Genomic DNA, 18851 nt, shown 5'->3' with positions numbered 1-18851 from the left:
ATTTTGGGCTAAGATAAAAGAAATCGTTTCAATATCTAAAACGAGGTTCAAATTATTAAATTTGTAGTCTAAACTCCGTTAATTATTATGGTTGCTGTTTTATCCTTATTACTCAGTATTATATTTCTTGTGCTCGCGGTTATTCATTTTAATTGGTTTTCTGGCGGAACATTTGGTTTTGAGGCCTCACTACCTACTAAAGAAAACGGTGAGCGGGTTTTAAACCCTAAAAAAATAGATAGTGCTATTGTTGGCTTTGCACTGTTGGCATTTTGTTGTTTTTACTTTTATAAGTCGGGCGTAGCAACGGTTTATTTGCCTAATTGGGTTATGCAGTACACTGGCTGGATTATAGCATTGTTGTTTTTTATTCGTGCTATTGGCGATTTTAAATATGTAGGCTTTTTTAAGAGCGTAAAACAGACTACTTTTGGCACCCTGGATACAACCTATTATGCACCGTTGTGTTTAGTTATTAGTAGTGTTGGCATTATAATAGAAATTTTAAACTAGAAATTATCAAAACAACTCCAAATTTTCATCCAAAAAATAAGCATAAATCGGGTTACGATTTAGAGGCTTTATGTAATGTATATCCAGAATTAAAGCCCTTTGTTTTCGAAAACAGACACCAAACGGTAACTATAGATTTTGCTAAGCCTAAGGCTGTAAAAGCACTTAATACGGCTTTATTGCTAAAAGATTACGGTATTAAGTTTTGGGAGTTTCCTGAGGAGAATTTATGTCCGCCAATTCCTGGTCGTGTAGATTATTTGCATCATATAGCACATTTAGTTAAAAAAGCAAACACAGAAAACGGCGTTAAAATATTAGATATCGGTACAGGTGCAAGTTGCATTTATCCACTTTTGGGTCATGCAGAATATAACTGGGAGTTTGTAGCTACGGATATTGATGGCGCTTCGTTAAAAAATGCGCAAAGAATAATAGATAAAAACAAGATGGGTAATGCTATTAAGCTGCGCCATCAAGAAGATAGTGCCGAAATTTTTAACGGTATTTTAGATGAAGGTGAGACTTTCGCAGTGTCTATATGTAATCCTCCGTTTTTTAATTCTGAAGAAGAAGCTGATGAAGCAACCACTAAAAAATTAAAGAATTTAGGTAAAAAGACAGATAAAATAGTCCGTAACTTTTCGGGTACCAATAACGAGCTTTGTTATAAAGGTGGTGAAAAAGCTTTTTTACATACTTATTTATATGAAAGCTCATTGCATAAAGAAAGCTGCAAGTGGTTTACAACCTTAGTATCTAAAAAAGATTTAATAAAAGGAATGCAAAAATCGCTGACAAAACTAGGCGCTACAGAGGTTAAAGTAATTAATATGGGACAAGGAAATAAAGTGTCTCGTATTCTAGCTTGGACGTTTTAAGAAATATAAACTATCTCAATTTCCGAAAAATATTAAGCAGAACGCTATACAATACAGAATGCTTATTTGATTTAGATTCTAAATCAAATAAGCAATCCCAACACCTAAAATAATAGCGACAAACTTACTTAGGTTAAACTTATGTCCGTCGCTACTTTCAAATAGAATAGTGGTCGATATATGGAAAAACATACCAATAACCACAGCATTAATACCGTGGGCAAAGGTTTCTGTTAAATTAGAAGTATTTGAAATTAAAGTTCCTAACGGTGTCATTAATGCAAAAATCACTAAAAACACAGCAATTTTAGGTTTACTAAAACTCGACTGAAACAAAAACATACTTATAAGCGTAGCAATAGGAATTTTATGTATTAAAACACCATAAACCATATCGTTATGCTCATGTATCGGGAACCCTTCTAATAAACTGTGCAAACACAAACTTACAAATAACCACCAAGGAAATAGCGTTTCGTTTTTATGGATGTGTACATGCCCGTGCTCAGCACCTTTAGAGAACAACTCCAAAACAATTTGCAGTAAAATCCCGAGCATAATAAACAATCCCGTTTGTTTAGAATCGAGATGTGCATAGACCTCAGGTAATAATTCAAATAAGGTTAAAGCCAATAAAAAAGCCCCACTAAAAGAGAGCATAAGCTTCATGTTCCAAGATTTTTTATTCTTGGTAATAGTAGCTATTAGCACGCCTAAAATAACGGCAATTACAGGAAATATAAATTTATTCATTTAAAAATAAGCTCAAAAAATGAGTGTTTAAGTTTTTCTAGATTAAAAAAACATTGTAATTATTTATTTAAAAATCATTACTAAACGTTCCGAGAAGGCTTTTCTAAATTGGCCTAACTTATAATCTCCAAAAACATCAAGTAAATGCACGTCGGCTTGTTCAAAAAGTGCCTCAAAATTAGCTAAAGTAAAACCACGTACACGCTCCTGATATTTAAAATCTTTGCCGTCAGTATTAAATGCAATATCCTTAATAATATAGCCATCTTCCACGTAGCGTTTCAAATAAAAATCGATACCATCAACCGTTTTTACTTCCTCAGGTACTAAATTATCAATTACAAAATCCGAATTCATAAAATCAATAACACCAAAACCATAATCGTTCAAATCGGCTTTTATCGCTTTTATGGTTCTTAAATTATCGGCTTCATCATCAAAATACCCAAAACTTGTAAATAAGTTAAAAACTCCATCAAAGGTTTCCGGGTAAGGGTTACACATATCGTGAACCTCAAATTTTAGAGTATCGTTTTCAAATTGTTTAGCATAGTTAATGCTGTTTTCACTTAAATCAACGCCAGTAACATTGTAACCAATTTTGTTTAAATACACCGAGTGTCTTCCTTTTCCGCAGGCCAAATCCAAAATTTTCCCGCCCTCAGGCATATTCAAATAATCACTAAGGGTGTCCATAAACGCATGCGCCTCCGTATCATCCCTGTCTTTGTATAAAATATGATAATACGGCGTGTCAAACCACGATGTAAACCATTCTGTCTCTTGTTTTTCCATATTGTTTTTTGGGGGTTACCACGCCTTAGGGCGAGGTCGGGCTTTCCGCTATATCTTTTTACAAAGCCTTCTTTAATTATTTTTAAGAATCAAACACCAATTAAACATCAGGTTTAACCCAAAAATAGGCTTTAAAACCTTTGCAAAAAGGATGCCGCTGCAATCCCTAACCCATTATCCGCTAATATCTCTTGCTTTCTGCAAAATTAAGTTATTTTTGCAATCTATTAGACGTAGACGAAAAAAATGGAAGAAAATTTCAACATGGTTGCCAAAACCTTATTTGGCTTTGAAGATTTATTAGCAGACGAGCTAACGCAGTTAGGCGCATTGTATGTGAAAAAAGGCACTAGAAATGTCTCTTTTTCAGGCGATAAAGGATTTATGTACAAATGTAACTTGGGCTTGCGTACTGCTGTGAAAATTTTAAAACCCATCCATAGTTTTAATGTAAACAGCGAAAAAGAGCTTTACGACAAACTTTACGCCATGGATTGGTCTAAATATCTTAAAGCTACAGGTACTTTAGCTGTAGATGCTACCATCCATTCCGATTTATTTACGCACTCGCTCTACATTGCTCAAAAAACAAAAGATGCTATTGTCGATAAATTTAGAGATACTGAAGGTGTACGCCCTAATGTAGACTTAAAATTTCCGGATATAAAAATAAACGTGCATATCGATCGACGTAAATGTACTATCTCTTTAGATTCTTCTGGCGATTCTCTACATAAACGTGGTTATAAAACAGCAACTAATATTGCACCAATAAACGAGGTATTAGCCGCTGGACTTATTATGCTTTCTGGTTGGGACGGACAAACAGATTTTATGGATCCAATGTGTGGTTCAGGAACCATGTTGATAGAAGCAGCCATGATTGCTTGTAACATTCCACCAAACTTGATGCGTAAAGAATTTGCTTTCGAGCGTTGGCCAGATTGGGATGTTGAGTTATTTGAAAAAATAGAAGAGTCTTTACTTAAAAAAACGCGCGATTTTCATCATAAAATCATTGGTTTTGATAAAGCACCAAGTGCGGTTACCAAAGCTAAGGAGAATGTAAAAAACGCTCAACTAGATGATTTTATAGAAATAAAACACGAAGATTTCTTTAAAACCCAAAAAGGTGGCGACGAAAAATTACATATGGTTTTTAACCCACCATACGGTGAGCGATTAAATATCGATATGGAAGAGTTTTACGCTAATATAGGAGATACACTTAAGCAAAACTATCCAGGAACCGATGCTTGGTTTATTACCTCTAACCTTGATGCTTTAAAGCATGTAGGTTTACGTCCGTCAAGAAAAATACATCTATTTAATGCCAAATTAGAATCACGTTTAGTAAAATACGTAATGTATGAAGGCAGTAAAAAAGGAAAGTATATGAAATAACTGTTAAGAAGTTAAAATATAATTTAGAACAAAAAAAACTCAGAAACTCTCTGAGTTTTTTTTGTTTATATCATTATTCAAAATCTTTAAAAATAGATGTTTTTATAGCTGGCCATTCTTCATTTAAAATACCATAACAACAAGAACTTCTTTTAAAACCATCGAGCATCAGCATATCTTTTCGTAGAAGCCCTTCAAGAGTGCCTCCAATTTTTTCAATGGCTTTACGGGACGCTATGTTTCGCTCATCGGCACGGAATTCTACTTTATCAAACTTTAAGACTTCAAAAGCATATTGAAGCATTAAAAATTTCATATTCATATTTAAACCTGTGCCTTGAAATTCATGGCCAATCCAGGTCCAACCAATATGTAAAACTTTATTATGCCAATCTATATGCGCAAAGCGAGTTGTTCCTGCGTAAGCATTGGTTTGTTTATCGAAAATTATAAACGGAATTACAGTTTCGTTTTGGTAACCAGCAACAGCTGTTGCGGTGTAATTTTTTAAATCTTCTGGTGTTGCAATTTTACTTGGTGAATAAAGTACTAAGTTTTCTTGTTGTCCAATTTTAAGAATTTCAGAATAATTATTTAAAGTTAAAAGACTAAGTTTTACACGGTTATTTTCTAAAGTTGGTGTATTCATAAAATTATCGAAACGTTTAAAATATTGGGTGTTAATCAGGATGTGGTTGTAATAAAAAGCTCTCGCCATCTAAAGCCAAATGCCCTTATAATTTTGTACTTTTGCAATCGCGATTAAAAATACAATTTCTTATGGAATTATCTAAAAAAGCAGTTTTAGAAAAAGCTAATTTAGCTTGTAAAAATACATTAATGGAAACATTAAGAATTGAAATGGTAGATTTTGGAGAAGATTACTTAACAGCCAGAATGCCTGTAGATTCTAGAGTGCATCAACCCGATGGTGTATTGCATGGTGGTGCTACCGCAGCTTTAGCCGAAAGTGTGGGGAGTTTTGCTACGCATGTATTTGTAGATACCGAAAAACTTTTTGTGCGTGGTTTAGAAATTACGGCCAACCATTTAAAAAGCGTAAAAAGTGGTTTTGTTTATGCTAAAGCAACTTTTTTGCATAAAGGTAGAACAACGCAATTATTAGATATTAAAGTAACGGATGATGATGATAATTTAATTTCTGTTTGTCGTCTGTCAACCATATCGTTACCTAAAAGATAAGGATGACATTTAACGAGTTTTTAGAACGTATTGATACGCAATACAACGCACAGTTACCATTTGTAATTTATAGAAAACCAAATGAAAGTGCTGTTAATGGATTACTGCAAGAAACAAACGATTTAGTATGTACTGAAGATTTTACAGAAAAAGGTTTTGTGTTTTCTCCTTTTGACAACACAGAAAAATCGGTTTTAATGCCTTTGGAACTTTCTGATAAATTAAAAAGTTTGGTTCCAGAATCCACGGCTATTGATTCTATTGAAAGTAGTTCTAAGGTTGATAACACGCTGCAAAAAGAAATACACATCAAGCTTGTTGAACGTGGCGTAGAGGCTATAAAGAACAATCAGTTTAAAAAAGTAGTGCTATCTCGAACGGAATCTGTTTCGCTTTCAGAAAACAATCCTATTACTATTTTTAAAAAATTATTACAAAACTATGCTTCGGCATTTGTGTATTGTTGGTATCATCCAAAAGTTGGTTTGTGGTTAGGTGCAACACCCGAAACTTTAGTTAAAATTGAAGGACAACGTTTTTCAATTATGGCTTTGGCAGGTACGCAAAACTATAAAGGCAGTTTAGATGTTACTTGGCAAGCTAAAGAGTTGCAAGAGCAACAATATGTCACCGATTTTATTTTAGATAGTATAGCGACTACCATCGACAATATTAATGTATCGAAAATAGAAACGGTAAAGGCTGGTAATTTACTGCATCTAAAAACTAGAATTTGGGGCGTTTTAAAACCCAATGCCATTAGCCTAAAAGATTTATTATACAGTTTACACCCAACGCCAGCCGTTTGTGGTTTACCTAAAGAGGCTGCAAAACAGTTTATTTTAGAAAAAGAACATTATAACCGCGGGTTTTACACGGGTTTTTTAGGTGAATTAAATTTAGAAATTACTTCGGCACCACGCTCCGGAAAACGAAATATAGAAAATAGAGCATACGCTACAACCAAAAAAAGCACACAACTATACGTAAACTTACGTTGTATGCAGCTTAAAGAAAACAAAGCTATTGTTTATGTTGGTGGCGGTATTACCGAAAGTTCTAACCCTGAAAACGAATGGGAGGAAACGGTATCAAAATCTTTGGTGATTAAAAAGGTGCTATAAGCAGTTAACTTATTGCAGTAATTCTTATTTTTGGATATATTTTAAATGTTATGATGTATCCAAAAATTCCGCTTGCGCAAACCGTTATTCAGTTGTGTAAAGCCAAAGGAATTAAACATATTATATTATCTCCAGGAAGTAGAAATGCACCCCTAACTATTGGTTTTACTCACGACCCGTTTTTTGAGTCTTACAGTGTTGTCGATGAGCGTTGTGCTGCTTTTTTTGCATTAGGCATTGCTCAAAAAACACAAGAGCCAACCGCTGTAGTTTGTACATCGGGTAGTGCGTTACTTAATTATTATCCTGCGGTTGCTGAGGCTTTTTATAGTAATATTCCGTTGGTTGTGTTATCGGCCGATAGACCTAAACATTTAATTGGCATTGGTGATGGGCAGACTATTAACCAGAAAAATGTATTCGAAAATCATATTTTATATTCAGCTAATTTGAAGCTCGATTTAAAAGATGAAAAGAATGTGCCTAACCATGAAGATCTCCCTATATTTAAAAATCTAGAAGATAAGTTTGAACGTTTATTAGGCTTGCAAAAAGGCATTCAAACATTTAACGAAGAAGAGATTAATACGGCTATAAATATTTCAAAATTAAAAAAAGGACCTGTTCATATTAATATTCCTTTTGATGAGCCGCTTTACAATATGGTTGAAGCATTGAGTGTTTCACCAAAAGTTATTGAAATTCCTTTTAAAGAATCTGAAATTGAAGAGCATATTTTAAAATCGTGTTTTGAAGATTGGAATTCGGCATCGAAAAAAATGATTTTGGTTGGCGTAAATCAACCGAATAGTATTGAGCAAAAATGGTTGGATGAATTATCGGAAGATGATAGTGTTATTGTTTTAACCGAAAGCACTTCAAATTTACACCATCCTCATTTCTTTAATAGTATCGATCAATTAATTGCGCCTTTATCAGAAGAGGAGCAAAAGCAACTTCAACCAGATATATTAATTACTTTTGGAGGCCTAATTGTATCGAAAAAGATTAAACAATTCCTACGAAAGTATAAACCAAAACAACATTGGCATATTGATGAAAAAGATGCGAATGATACGTTTTTCTGTTTAAACAATCACATTAAGGCCACTCCAAATCAGTTTTTTACGGAGTTTTTACCCAAAGTAACCCATTACGTAAAGAGTCATTATAGTGCGGTATGGAGTGCCGTAAGGCAAGACCGACTGGTAAAGCATAAGCAGTATTTAAAAACGCTTCCTTTTTCCGATTTTACGGTGTTTAATAAGATTTTAAAATCGATACCAGACCATAGTATTTTGCAAGTAGGGAACAGTTCGGCTATTCGTTACACACAATTATTCAATTTAAATAAAACCTTAGAGGTGTTTTGTAATCGCGGTACAAGCGGTATTGATGGAAGTACAAGTACGGCTATTGGGAGTGCTGTAGCCAATGAAAAACAAACGGTTTTTATTACAGGTGATTTAAGTTTTCTATACGATAGCAATGCACTTTGGAACAATTATATTCCGAAAAATTTTAGAATTATTATAGTAAATAATCAGGGTGGAGGTATTTTTAGAATTTTACCAGGACATAAAAACACAGAAAATTTCGATACTTATTTTGAAACAAAACATAATCTTACGGCCGAACATTTAGCGAAAATGTATGGTTTAGATTACGTAAAAGCTTCCGATAAGGTAGAATTGAAAGGGGCTTTGGCTACATTTTATGATGCCGGTGAGCAACCAAAAATATTGGAAGTGTTTACACCTAAAGCTATTAATGATGAAATTTTACTAGATTATTTCAAAAATTTAAAATAAGAATGTGACTTATCAATTTATTTGGTGTCTAAAAAATAGTTATCTTAATAACTTAATTTATAAACCCTTTTTAAAAACATTCTAAACATGAGTAAAAGAGACGATTTAATTGTAAAGTACGCAGCAGATTTAAAAGATAAATGTGGTGTAACTCCAGATATGGATTTCTTGAAAAAAGTAACAATTGGTTGTGGACCATCAATTTATAACGCAGATTCTTCTACGGTTTCTGGTTCGGACGCTTCTGAATTAGCCACTGTAAAGAATAACTTCTTAATTAAAAAATTAGGATTAGCTGATGATGCTAGCTTAGACGAAGGTATTGCAGCTGTAATAGAACAATACGGGAAATCTAACCGTACAAAGTACAGAGCGGTTGTTTATTACTTACTTGCAAAGCATTTTGGAAAAGAATCTGTGTACTAGTATTACAGTATAACTCTCTCTATAATATTAAAGGCGTTACAATTTTGTAGCGCCTTTTTGCATTTAAAATATTGTCTTCTAAAAAATTTCTCTTTTCTAATAATTTTAATCTCGATTCTTTTTTCTAATATCATTACCTTTGCGGCATGATACATTTAGGACAAGTAAATACATTAGAAATTCTTCGTGAAAGTGAGCATGGTGCTTATTTAATTGATAATGAAGATAACCAGGTTTTGTTACCAAATAGATATGTTCCGCAGGAATTTAAAATCTACGACAAGCTAGATGTTTTTGTGTATTTAGACAATGACGAGCGCCCAGTGGCTACAACAGATATGCCATATATTATGAAGGATGGTTTTGCGCTTTTGCGTTGTAACCAAGTTACCGAATATGGAGCCTTTTTAGATTGGGGTTTAGTGAAGGAATTGTTTTGTCCGTTTCAGGAACAAGCTTTTAAAATGAAACCAGGTGGTTGGTACTTGGTGCATTGCTATTTAGATGAAAAAAGCGAGCGTTTAGTAGCTTCTAGTAAAACTATGCGTTTTTTAGATAACCGCGAATTAACGGTTGCTGAGTTTGATGAGGTCGATTTAATTGTATCTCACCCATCGGATATTGGAATGAACGTGATTGTAAATAAAAAACATATTGGTTTAATTTACAAAGATCAAATTTTTAAAGATTTAAGTATTGGCGATAGATTAAAAGGTATCGTTAAAAAAGTACGCCCTGGTAATAAATTAGATATCGCTTTAGGTCAAATTGGCTATAGAAATATAGAGCCAAATGCCGAAAAAATTATGCATGAATTACATGATAATAGCGGCTATATTAATTTAACCGATAAATCTAGTCCAGAAGCTATTAAAGAGCAGCTTCAAATGAGTAAAAAGAACTTTAAAAAGGCTATTGGTACATTGTATAAGCAACGCCAAATAGAAATTAAGCCAGACGGCATTTATTTAGTTTAAAGATACCGAGATTTTAGTTTTTACTCTGCTGTAAACATAGTTAACACCATCGCTAATATTTTTGAAGTGTATGTTTTCTCGTGAGCAAAAATTGCTTTCGATTTCAGCATTCATGGCACTTGCAGAATTATGACTTACAACACCGTAAGCGCATAGGTTATTCATTATTTCTTTAAAACTGTTAATGTCTAACAAGTTAATAGAGTAGGAGTTTACCCGATTTGCAAGAACTCCAAAAGGTCTCGAAATCCCGAAGTAAGAAATTAGTTTTTTGAAAATTTCCGATATATTATGGATGTCTATATGTACGCCTTCTTTAAACTCGATAACTGCTATGTGATTAAAAAAATGGATTTCACCAAGTGATATTTTCTCCGATTTTAAAATATGCTGAGAGAATTCGGATTCAATAATTTTCATGTTTACTATGGATTAAATTAAGCTGTCAAGTTGTAGGGACTTATCAATAAGACACTTATATATTTAAAAAGTCACATCTTTTTTACCGACTTTTTATATTATTGATAATATATTGGAGTGTAATCTCTTTAATCGCAAAGATTAATACCTACGAGGCTATTAATTTCAGTATAAACTTATATCTGTAAACATTTCCATTTTTAGTACTTTTGCCAAATGATAAACGACGATACTATAGTAGCATTAGCAACACCTTCTGGAGCAGGAGCGATTGCTATCATCCGATTATCCGGAAAAGATGCCATTACCATGGCGGACAGCGCTTTTAGATCTGTTAAAAGTGATAAGTCGCTTTTAACGCAAAAAACGCATACCATTCATTTAGGGCATATTATAGATAACAAACGCACTATAGATGAGGTTTTGGTGTCTGTTTTTAAAAACCCGAATTCTTATACAGGAGAGAATGTGGTAGAAATATCGTGTCATGGATCTAATTATATTCAACAAGAAATTATTCAATTATTTATAAGGAAAGGTTGCCGCACGGCATCGCCTGGTGAGTTTACTTTACGTGCCTTTTTAAACGGGAAATTAGACTTAAGTCAGGCAGAAGCTGTGGCCGATTTAATTTCGAGTGATAATGAAGCGTCTCATCAAATAGCCATGCAACAAATGCGTGGTGGTTTTTCTTCGGAAATAGCAAAGCTGCGTGAAGAACTTTTAAATTTTGCATCCTTAATAGAATTAGAACTCGATTTTGCAGAAGAAGATGTTGAGTTTGCCGATAGAGGACAATTTAAGGATTTAACCGAACGTATTACATTTGTATTAAAACGATTGATAGACTCCTTTGCGGTTGGTAACGTGATTAAAAATGGAATTCCGGTTGCTATTGTTGGAGAGCCAAACGTAGGTAAATCTACGCTTTTAAACGCCCTTTTAAATGAAGAACGCGCCATAGTATCGGAAATTGCAGGAACCACACGAGATACCATTGAAGATGAAATTTCGATAGGAGGTATTGGTTTCCGTTTTATTGATACGGCTGGTATTCGAGAAACAACCGATGTTGTTGAGAGTATAGGTATTAAAAAGACTTTTGAGAAAATAGATCAGGCTCAAGTTGTTGTTTTTCTTGCTGATAGTAGCAACTTTAAGGAAACGTCTTTTCTAAAATCTTTTAAAATTGAAATAGAAAAAATTAAAAATAAATATCCGTTAAAACCATTATTGATTGTTGCTAATAAAGTAGATAAGCTTGATGAAAAGCAAGTGGATATCGTTAAGGCAGAAATTGAAAACATTCATCTGCTTTCCGCTAAAACAGGTACGGGTGTCGAAGCTTTAAAGGATAAACTTTTAAGCTTCGTAAATACAGGCGCATTGAGAAATAATGATACTATTGTTACTAATACCAGACATTACGATTCGCTTCTAAAAGCTTTTGAAGAAATAGGGAAAGTAAAAGAAGGTTTAGAAATTGGTTTATCTGGAGATTTAATGGCGATAGATATTCGTCAGGCACTATATTACTTTGGTGAAATAACTGGAGAAATTACTAATGATGATTTATTGGGGAATATTTTTGCTAATTTCTGTATTGGAAAGTAATCACCAAAAATAAAACATAATAAAACAAAGAAGACCCTTGTAAAACAAGGTTTTTTTGTTTTTGTATTTTTCGTTATTTTGTTAAAACAGGTGGTTTTTCCTTGTTTTTTGTACCTCATTTGTACCTCGTTTTAGATTTTTTATTATGTTTGCACCAAGAGTGTCGTGTGTTAGTCTTTTTTGAACCATGTAGAACCACTCTGAACCCTCTAGACCCGCATAGAACCATAAAAAAAGGGGAGATTGTGTCGCATGTTAGTAAATAAAAGATGTATATATTGTGGAGATAAATTCCAGGCAAAGACTACAAAGACTAGGTATTGTAGCCATTCGTGTAACCAAAAACACTATAAACATAAGGCAAAGAAAACACGACAAGTTCTCGCTGAAAACAGTGAAATAACGGAGAGACATCCCTTTTCTGAGCGTTTAGAACTGGTTAAAATCAAGGAGTTTTTAAGTGTAGCGGATTGTGCAATTTTATTGAATGTTAGCAGGTCAACAATTAAGCGTTTAATATTATCTGGAGATTTATTAAGTTTCAATATAATGGGGCGTGTTTTAGTTTCTAGAAAAGATTTAGATCATTTGTGCAGACAAGGATTTAATAAAACGAATGATAAAAAGATAGCGGTTAAGAAAAAAGAGTTCGATGAAAAGAAATATTATTTTATGGGAGAAATTTCAGAGTTTTATAAAATTTCTCTTAGGTCGGTTGAACGACACTTAAAGTTAAAAGGAATAGAGAAAATAAAGAAAGGTCGTTTTACTTATGTATTAAAAAGCGATATTCGAAAATTATATGGTGCACCAAATAAAAGGAGTTAAATGGCTAATGTAACTTTAAGATATAAGGAAATAGCAAACGGTAAAAAAAGTCTGTACTTAGACTATTACCCCGCAATTATAAATCCAGCTACAGGAAAAGAAACAAGAAGGGAGTTTTTAAAACTTCAAATACATAGCGTTCCAAAGAACGAAATGGAAAAATCGCATAATAAAGAAACAATTCAGTTTGCTGAACTTGTTAGGTCTAAACGCTTAATTCAAATAAGGGATAAAGAATATGGATTTAAAGAGAACATAAATTTTAGTTTAAATTTTGTAGCTTTTTATCAAACCATTATCGAAGATTATTACAATAAAAGTAGCCGTAATAATTATTTATCTTGGAAGGCTTCGCTAAAATATTTTGAAGAGTTTGCAGGTGATAAATTATCAACTAATCAAATTACACTTTTGCATATTAAGAAGTATAGAAGTTTTTTATTATCAACTAAAAACTTAAGAACTAAAAAAGATAGTTTGGCTATAAATACGGCTTCGTCTTATTATAAAAAGTTTATATATGTACTTAAAGAAGCCTACAAGCAGAATTTAACCACAACCAATTTAGCTTTACATGCAGACTATATTAAAGAAGAGGAAACGCATAGGGAGTATTTAACAGAAGCTGAGCTTTCTTCATTATGGAAGACCGATATTAAAATTGAGAAAATAAAACACATGGCTATTTTTTCTTCCTTAACAGGACTCAGATTTATTGATATAAAGAATTTAACTTGGGAGAAAATATACCAAGATAAACATCTTGGAAATTATGTTCAGCTTAGGGAGCAGAAAACAGGGAATATAAATAATCATCCTATTTCGGAGTCTGCTTATAGCATATTAAAGTTACAGGAATCCACTACAGGTATTATATTCAAGGATATTAAATACTCGCAAATAGTTAGACCTCTAAAAAATTGGATTGAGAAAGCTGGTATAAATAAGAAAATCTCCTTTCATAATTTCAGGCATAGTTATGCAACACTGCAATTAGCAAATGGGACTGATATTTACACCGTTTCAAAGCTATTAGGACATAAAAACATTTCAACTACGCAGATTTATACCAAAGTAATGGATAAAAATAAAGTAGGAGCTGCTAACCGCATAAATTTAGATTTAGATGGATTATCATAACGTATATAATTATCACTATAACAGAACATTTTATGCTGTTAAATCTATTTTTATAGATGAGTTTAAAAAGGCTAAAGGTAAAAATAGACCATTTCTCTCAATGGCTAATAATATCCTTCGGCAGTTGAATCATTTTCGAGACCAAAAGTTTGAAGCTCGTTTAAAAGAGCATGCAGTAAAGTCTTATTTAGTTTTTTTAGATCGATATTCTTATTATGAAGGAGAAAAAAGTGAGGTTATATCTTGGGTATTAGAAAATGAAGCCTTAGAGAATTTTTCTAAGTCATCTAAGTACCCTTATAGTTCTTTTATAGAAGACTTAGCTATACGTGAATGTCTAAATGAAGTTGGAAGGCACTATGGTAATTATTATGATTATTACCAGTTGATTTATAAGCACGGCTGTTATCATTATTTTTATTTAAAAGATTTTGTTGACTGCAGCTTTAAAGGTTCTCTAGAGTATGAGTCCATGTCTAGCGAAGGTTTCGATAATAATCAGGAAATAGTTGCAAGCTTTAAAGGCGATGATGATTTGCAGGTTTTAGAAAATGATGATTATAAATCTCAATATGATATTGGGATTAAAAGTTTAATTGGAGAGTTTGTAAATGGACAATATTTAGAGCCTTTAAAAAAGCCAATAGTAGAACCGAATAATAATAAAGAAATTAAGACTGATGACTTAAAATCTGAAAAGCAGATAAATGTTGAGTCACTAATAAATCAATTTACCGACAATGAGCGTTTCTTAATCATTCATGTTTTATATAAATTGATTAATAATGATGTTAAAGACGAGGACGTGGATTATACCAATATTACAAGTGCAAATTTGATGAAGATAATGAGGTTAGCTGGTGCATTTGATGATACCAGCATCTTTTCTCAAGATTCTAAAAATAACACTTCTTACAGTAAGGTTGCGAAGGGGATAAATTATTACGGTGTTAGTAAGCGGCTTAAACTTCTAGAATCTACAATTTTAAAACTTCAAGCTTTTAAAATAGATATTTTAATAACAGAATTAGAGCGTATGAAAACAAAACACCTACAAAAACTAAGAATAAGTTAGTTAATTTGATATTTTCTTATCAATCTTTATCGTTGTTTTGTGTTGTTTTTGTTTGTTTTTCGTTTTTTAAATAATTGTTTTTTAGTGTTTTAGTTCTTCCGCAGTTCTTCCGCGGGTCTTCCGGAGTCTCTAGACAAAAGCTGATTTCGGGAGTAAGTTTGCAGTATTATAAACTATAATACAAAGAACAAATGAAGAAACAATTCTTTATGCTTACAGAGGACGAAATAGAAAACCTAGTAGAGCGTATTACAAACAATTTAAAAAAGAGTTACGAGTCTCAAAATCGTATTCAAGAAAACGAATTTTTAACGATTGATGAAGCTGCAAAATTAGTCAAGTTATCCAAGCCAACACTTTATGGTTTGGTGCACAAAAAGTCGATTCCCTATAGTAAAAAAGGAAAGCGTCTTTATTTCCAAAAATCAGAACTTTTAGACTGGATAAAATCTGGGAAAACAGAGACAAGGTCATCTCTAGAAAACAAAGCCGATCAATATCTTTCAAATAATAGATTAGCTTAAGATATGGTAAATATAGAACAAGGTGGCTTTGTTAAGCTATTTCGAGCAATTCTAGACTTGGAGTGGTATACGGATCTAAATACATGCAAGCTACTTATGCATTGTTCAATAAAGGCAAATTACAGAACTAAATCGATTTTTTTTAAGAAGATAAAGAGGCGCTAAAACGTTAAATAACATGTTATTTAACGTTTTAGCCGCATTAAATCACCAAAAACCACACAAAAACCTATGAAAAAGATAAAAAACTGCAAACATTGCTATGAGCAATTTGAAGCAAGAAGAAGTAACCATGTGTATTGCACAAATAGTTGTAAAACGAAAGCGAGCTATAAACGAAATAATTATAAATATGTGTCAGGTCATTATCAAAAAGAAGAAACTGGGCTAAAAGTACCAGATAAAAATGCTCTTAATAATTCTGTTGTTCTTGAAGAGAAATTAGCAGCCATTGAGAAAAAAATAAGTGGTGTGAATTTAGACTCTGTTAAAAATACAATGATTGGCACTGTAGCTGCAGATTCTATTAGTTATGGATTAAAAAAGGCATTTATGCCTAATACCTTACCAGCAACTAAAAATGATATTTTACTTTTAAATGAAGAGATAAAACAAATTAAACGTTTAATGTTTGAGCTTAAATATGGAGGTAAAGCATCTATTAAGTAATTTATGTTATCACGCACAACGACCTTTGATTAAGCACTAAACCGCAATTAATTTTATACTGCGTTTGCAACTGGTTTTTTTCAATTTTCAAGGTAGGGTAAAATGTGTTTTTCAAAAATCTCTTCTGGTTGTTGCGTTTTTCCGTTTCTATAATTTCCGGATGTAATAACAACAACTGTTTGTAAACAAGGAATTACAAAAATATATTGTCCTCCATTTCCTCTTGCCTCAATAGATTTTATATTTTTTCCATTAATTTGATAAGTATTATGCCACCATAAATATCCATAACCATTTTTATCTGTTACATTTTCTAAATTACGATAGTTTTTAAATGATTTTTTAACCCATTTTTTAGAAATAATGCGTTTTGATTGCCATTTTCCTTTATTCAGATAGAGTTCTCCAAATTTCAACATATCTTTTGGAGTAAGGTACATTCCACCTCCAAAATATGGCTTATCTCTTAAGTCTGTTTGAATAATGTAATTTGAAATTTTCAATTTCTGAAATAAAAACTTATCAATAAATAATTCCAAAGGTTCTGAAACGACAGAATCCATAGCAACCCCTAACAAAGCTGGGTTTGCTGAGCCATAATTAGCATTAGTGTTTGGCTTATGAATCATTGGAGCTTTTAGAATTGCTTCAATCCAATCAGGTGTTCTTTGGTAATTGTTTTCTGTTGCAGAAGATTTTGGATTTGCATTGATACCATAATCTATAGCATCTATACCAGAACTCATTGTTAAAAGACTCTGAATATCGATTTTTGTTTTTAGACTGTCTTTACGAGTTTGATATTTTTCAGGCAGAAAATCAAAAATAGATTGCTTAACACTATTAAATAACAATTTGTCTTTTGCTATTCCAACTATTGCAGATGAAATACTTTTTGAAGCAGATTTCATATCGTGTGGAATATTTGAGTTGTAACCATCAAAATAATTTTCATATTCAATTTTCCCTTTTTTTGAAATTACAACAGAATGTGTATTAGGAAATGAATCCTTTGAAATAAGGTGTTCCATTTCGGTAAGTTTTAAAATAGAATTTTTGTTGTCATTTATAAAACCACCAATTTTCCAATCGGTTATAGAATTTTTTAGTTCTATTTCTGTTAGCAAATGGTTTCCTAAGAGGATACTTAATTGAATCTTATTCTTTTCTAGCTTTCCTTTAAACTGCAATCCAGTTTTGAAATCAGTAAACGAAATCAAATCTTTTTCTTTTTGAAAATTGTCGCACCAAGTTCCTGTAAATCTATTGTCTCCAAGAATTGGGTAAGCTTGATAATCATCGCCTTCTCCATTTTCAACACTCAAATAGAAGTTAAGTGATTTTAGCTCATCTATCATAAGTAAGTTCCAAGCCCCTATAAAAGTACTATTCTTTGATTGAGTAAGTTTTAAGTGATAAAGAAGCATTCCAGATTTGATAAACCCATTAATTTCTTTTCCATTTTCAGAAAGTACGCCTTCAAAAGAATAATTTTCTGCAAAAGGCACTTTTAATATTGAAGTACTTCTTGAATCAAATGGATAGTCAATAATGCTTTTACTATTAGAAATTTTTAATCTAGCTTTTTCTAGTCCAAAACTTTCTATTTCCACCTTTAAGTTGAATACTTTCGAACCGTCTATTTTTCCTTCCCAGCCACTCGTGTATTCTCCCATATCTTGACCGAAAAGACTAATTGTAAGAAATATAAATAAGAGAAGTGAAATACTTTGTGTTTTCATTTTTTGATTGATTTTTGATGAATTACAAAGGTGAAATTATTCCATTTCCCAAAATTGTATATAATTAACATCAGGAAATATTCTTTAAAATTTTTGTTGGTGTTGTATGATAGATTTTCTTAAAATTTGAGATGAAATGACTTTGGTCATAAAAATCACATAGATAACAAATTTCAGTCATTGAAAACTTGTTTGAAGTAAGTAAACAAAAGGCTTTATTCAGTTTTATTAATCGAACATAATTACCTAGACTTGTTCCAAAATAGCGGTTAAATTCTCTGGACAAATGAACAGGGTGTATTTCTAACTTTGAACTTAAGCTGTTTAGAGAATAGTCTATTTTTTCCTCATTCAACAATTCTTTTAGTTTATTTGCCCAATCTGGTTTTCTTAAATTTCTTTCTTTACTTTCCTTAATTGTGTTGAAAATTTCAATCAAATCACTTTCAATACTTAAATTTGAATACTGGTCGTTAATTTTAGTTTCAACAAATATATGGTTCATCAAGTTCTTTATTATAGGATTCTTTAAATTGATGCTTCCTTCAAAATTTGTTATCTGAATATCAAAGTTTGAAAACCAATTCTTATTCAATTCAATGTGAAAACCTCTTGTAAATTCAGGTGGTTTTATATTATAATGTGAGTCTTGCCAATTATGAAATAGTAGGTTTCCTGGCTCTAAATAGTAGGATTCTTTTTTGTTAGATTCGAATAACTTCCCTTGAAGTAAATAAGTAAAATATGGATTTTCGTGATAATGCCAATCAACTTTACTGTGTGTATATTCTGTATCGGTAATTATTAGATTTTCAAAAGCTGATTTTTGGTAATGTGTTCCGTAAAACTCTCCTTTTTTTAGTTTATTCATTCTGTTTCTTCAGCTTGTTGCCAACGTGTTTGTATATGGTTTGTTGCGTGTTTCAAGCAACCAATTTAGTAAATAATTACC

General features: G+C 32.2%; 20 protein-coding genes. 14 read left to right on the top strand and 6 right to left on the bottom strand.

Annotated features, from left to right (window positions below):
• The first annotated feature begins 87 nt into the window (after positions 1 to 87).
• Entirely contained in the window at positions 88 to 513 is a 426-nt protein-coding gene (locus tag DFQ06_RS14720; RefSeq protein WP_133968514.1) for a DUF3995 domain-containing protein, read from the top strand.
• 2 nt (positions 514 to 515) lie between these two features.
• On the top strand, positions 516 to 1394 hold the full coding sequence (gene rlmF / locus DFQ06_RS14715; RefSeq protein WP_042505044.1) for a 23S rRNA (adenine(1618)-N(6))-methyltransferase RlmF: 879 nt from the start codon (positions 516 to 518) through the stop codon (positions 1392 to 1394).
• Between the two features lie 78 nt (positions 1395 to 1472).
• Here the strand turns inward: rlmF and DFQ06_RS14710 are convergent, their stop codons facing one another.
• A complete protein-coding gene (locus DFQ06_RS14710; protein ID WP_042505047.1) occupies positions 1473 to 2147 on the bottom strand; it encodes a ZIP family metal transporter in 675 nt (224 codons plus the stop codon).
• A 63-nt stretch (positions 2148 to 2210) separates the two neighbouring features.
• Positions 2211 to 2942, bottom strand: coding sequence for a class I SAM-dependent methyltransferase (locus tag DFQ06_RS14705; protein ID WP_133968512.1), 732 nt, complete (start codon positions 2940 to 2942; stop codon positions 2211 to 2213).
• 246 nt (positions 2943 to 3188) lie between these two features.
• Between DFQ06_RS14705 and DFQ06_RS14700 the strand changes: the two genes are divergently transcribed.
• Positions 3189 to 4346 carry a THUMP domain-containing class I SAM-dependent RNA methyltransferase gene (locus DFQ06_RS14700; protein ID WP_042505051.1) on the top strand — a complete coding sequence of 386 codons (1158 nt, stop codon included), beginning with the start codon at positions 3189 to 3191 and terminating at the stop codon, positions 4344 to 4346.
• Positions 4347 to 4419: 73 nt separating this feature from the next.
• Here the strand turns inward: DFQ06_RS14700 and DFQ06_RS14695 are convergent, their stop codons facing one another.
• Positions 4420 to 4995, bottom strand: coding sequence for a GNAT family N-acetyltransferase (locus DFQ06_RS14695; RefSeq protein ID WP_042501365.1), 576 nt, complete (start codon positions 4993 to 4995; stop codon positions 4420 to 4422).
• Between the two features lie 131 nt (positions 4996 to 5126).
• Between DFQ06_RS14695 and DFQ06_RS14690 the strand changes: the two genes are divergently transcribed.
• The 5 genes from DFQ06_RS14690 (at position 5127) to DFQ06_RS14670 (ending at position 9887) form a co-directional block, all read left to right on the top strand.
• Entirely contained in the window at positions 5127 to 5549 is a 423-nt protein-coding gene (locus DFQ06_RS14690) for a PaaI family thioesterase (RefSeq protein WP_074940413.1), read from the top strand.
• Positions 5550 to 5551: 2 nt separating this feature from the next.
• On the top strand, positions 5552 to 6673 hold the full coding sequence (locus DFQ06_RS14685) for a chorismate-binding protein (protein ID WP_133968510.1): 1122 nt from the start codon (positions 5552 to 5554) through the stop codon (positions 6671 to 6673).
• A gap of 50 nt (positions 6674 to 6723) precedes the next feature.
• The gene (gene menD / locus DFQ06_RS14680) at positions 6724 to 8484 is read left to right on the top strand and encodes a 2-succinyl-5-enolpyruvyl-6-hydroxy-3-cyclohexene-1-carboxylate synthase (RefSeq protein ID WP_074940421.1); all 1761 of its coding nucleotides are present in this window, start codon (positions 6724 to 6726) and stop codon (positions 8482 to 8484) included.
• An 87-nt stretch (positions 8485 to 8571) separates the two neighbouring features.
• On the top strand, positions 8572 to 8910 hold the full coding sequence (locus DFQ06_RS14675; RefSeq protein ID WP_042501323.1) for a DUF2853 family protein: 339 nt from the start codon (positions 8572 to 8574) through the stop codon (positions 8908 to 8910).
• A gap of 146 nt (positions 8911 to 9056) precedes the next feature.
• Positions 9057 to 9887: a CvfB family protein gene (locus tag DFQ06_RS14670; RefSeq protein WP_042501325.1), complete on the top strand. Its 831-nt coding sequence runs from the start codon at positions 9057 to 9059 to the stop codon at positions 9885 to 9887.
• Here DFQ06_RS14670 and DFQ06_RS14665 read toward each other — a convergent pair.
• Entirely contained in the window at positions 9879 to 10307 is a 429-nt protein-coding gene (locus DFQ06_RS14665; protein ID WP_042501328.1) for a hypothetical protein, read from the bottom strand. The two genes, DFQ06_RS14670 and DFQ06_RS14665, sit on opposite strands and share 9 nt — an antisense overlap.
• A gap of 216 nt (positions 10308 to 10523) precedes the next feature.
• On the opposite strand from DFQ06_RS14665, the gene mnmE reads away from it, so the two are divergent.
• From mnmE to DFQ06_RS14635, 6 genes are all read left to right on the top strand, one after another.
• A complete protein-coding gene (mnmE, locus tag DFQ06_RS14660; RefSeq protein WP_042501331.1) occupies positions 10524 to 11921 on the top strand; it encodes a tRNA uridine-5-carboxymethylaminomethyl(34) synthesis GTPase MnmE in 1398 nt (465 codons plus the stop codon).
• A 252-nt stretch (positions 11922 to 12173) separates the two neighbouring features.
• Positions 12174 to 12749 (top strand): helix-turn-helix domain-containing protein, encoded by a 576-nt coding sequence (locus DFQ06_RS14655; protein ID WP_133968508.1) that lies wholly within the window; start codon positions 12174 to 12176, stop codon positions 12747 to 12749.
• A complete protein-coding gene (locus DFQ06_RS14650; protein ID WP_133968506.1) occupies positions 12750 to 13889 on the top strand; it encodes a site-specific integrase in 1140 nt (379 codons plus the stop codon).
• Positions 13876 to 14964 (top strand): hypothetical protein, encoded by a 1089-nt coding sequence (locus tag DFQ06_RS14645; protein ID WP_133968504.1) that lies wholly within the window; start codon positions 13876 to 13878, stop codon positions 14962 to 14964. Before DFQ06_RS14650 ends, DFQ06_RS14645 begins: the two co-directional genes overlap by 14 nt.
• Positions 14965 to 15155: 191 nt before the next feature.
• Positions 15156 to 15488: a helix-turn-helix domain-containing protein gene (locus DFQ06_RS14640; protein WP_042501345.1), complete on the top strand. Its 333-nt coding sequence runs from the start codon at positions 15156 to 15158 to the stop codon at positions 15486 to 15488.
• Between the two features lie 231 nt (positions 15489 to 15719).
• Positions 15720 to 16157 carry a hypothetical protein gene (locus DFQ06_RS14635; protein WP_133968502.1) on the top strand — a complete coding sequence of 146 codons (438 nt, stop codon included), beginning with the start codon at positions 15720 to 15722 and terminating at the stop codon, positions 16155 to 16157.
• An 80-nt stretch (positions 16158 to 16237) separates the two neighbouring features.
• Here DFQ06_RS14635 and DFQ06_RS14630 read toward each other — a convergent pair whose 3' ends face one another.
• Both DFQ06_RS14630 and DFQ06_RS14625 read right to left on the bottom strand, forming a co-directional pair.
• Positions 16238 to 17899, bottom strand: coding sequence for a serine hydrolase domain-containing protein (locus DFQ06_RS14630; protein ID WP_133968500.1), 1662 nt, complete (start codon positions 17897 to 17899; stop codon positions 16238 to 16240).
• Positions 17900 to 17969: 70 nt separating this feature from the next.
• A complete protein-coding gene (locus DFQ06_RS14625) occupies positions 17970 to 18770 on the bottom strand; it encodes a helix-turn-helix domain-containing protein (RefSeq protein ID WP_074940446.1) in 801 nt (266 codons plus the stop codon).
• Positions 18771 to 18851 lie beyond the last annotated feature (81 nt).

The sequence above is a fragment of the Algibacter lectus genome (genome assembly GCF_004368925.1).
In the GTDB taxonomy this organism is placed as follows: Bacteria; Bacteroidota; Bacteroidia; order Flavobacteriales; family Flavobacteriaceae; genus Algibacter; species Algibacter lectus.
This window is presented reverse-complemented; position numbering and strand designations above follow the sequence as displayed.

Coding starts and splice junctions, on each gene's coding strand:
- DFQ06_RS14670 (WP_042501325.1), top strand. CDS start 9,057: ATGATACATTTAGGACAAGTAAATACATTAGAAATTCTTCGTGAAAGT.
- DFQ06_RS14630 (WP_133968500.1), bottom strand. CDS start 17,899: ATGAAAACACAAAGTATTTCACTTCTCTTATTTATATTTCTTACAATT.
- DFQ06_RS14685 (WP_133968510.1), top strand. CDS start 5,552: ATGACATTTAACGAGTTTTTAGAACGTATTGATACGCAATACAACGCA.
- mnmE (WP_042501331.1), top strand. CDS start 10,524: ATGATAAACGACGATACTATAGTAGCATTAGCAACACCTTCTGGAGCA.
- DFQ06_RS14705 (WP_133968512.1), bottom strand. CDS start 2,942: ATGGAAAAACAAGAGACAGAATGGTTTACATCGTGGTTTGACACGCCG.
- DFQ06_RS14690 (WP_074940413.1), top strand. CDS start 5,127: ATGGAATTATCTAAAAAAGCAGTTTTAGAAAAAGCTAATTTAGCTTGT.
- DFQ06_RS14695 (WP_042501365.1), bottom strand. CDS start 4,995: ATGAATACACCAACTTTAGAAAATAACCGTGTAAAACTTAGTCTTTTA.
- DFQ06_RS14645 (WP_133968504.1), top strand. CDS start 13,876: ATGGATTATCATAACGTATATAATTATCACTATAACAGAACATTTTAT.
- DFQ06_RS14655 (WP_133968508.1), top strand. CDS start 12,174: ATGTTAGTAAATAAAAGATGTATATATTGTGGAGATAAATTCCAGGCA.
- DFQ06_RS14710 (WP_042505047.1), bottom strand. CDS start 2,147: ATGAATAAATTTATATTTCCTGTAATTGCCGTTATTTTAGGCGTGCTA.
- DFQ06_RS14625 (WP_074940446.1), bottom strand. CDS start 18,770: ATGAATAAACTAAAAAAAGGAGAGTTTTACGGAACACATTACCAAAAA.
- DFQ06_RS14640 (WP_042501345.1), top strand. CDS start 15,156: ATGAAGAAACAATTCTTTATGCTTACAGAGGACGAAATAGAAAACCTA.
- menD (WP_074940421.1), top strand. CDS start 6,724: ATGATGTATCCAAAAATTCCGCTTGCGCAAACCGTTATTCAGTTGTGT.
- DFQ06_RS14665 (WP_042501328.1), bottom strand. CDS start 10,307: ATGAAAATTATTGAATCCGAATTCTCTCAGCATATTTTAAAATCGGAG.
- DFQ06_RS14700 (WP_042505051.1), top strand. CDS start 3,189: ATGGAAGAAAATTTCAACATGGTTGCCAAAACCTTATTTGGCTTTGAA.
- DFQ06_RS14650 (WP_133968506.1), top strand. CDS start 12,750: ATGGCTAATGTAACTTTAAGATATAAGGAAATAGCAAACGGTAAAAAA.
- DFQ06_RS14675 (WP_042501323.1), top strand. CDS start 8,572: ATGAGTAAAAGAGACGATTTAATTGTAAAGTACGCAGCAGATTTAAAA.
- DFQ06_RS14635 (WP_133968502.1), top strand. CDS start 15,720: ATGAAAAAGATAAAAAACTGCAAACATTGCTATGAGCAATTTGAAGCA.
- DFQ06_RS14720 (WP_133968514.1), top strand. CDS start 88: ATGGTTGCTGTTTTATCCTTATTACTCAGTATTATATTTCTTGTGCTC.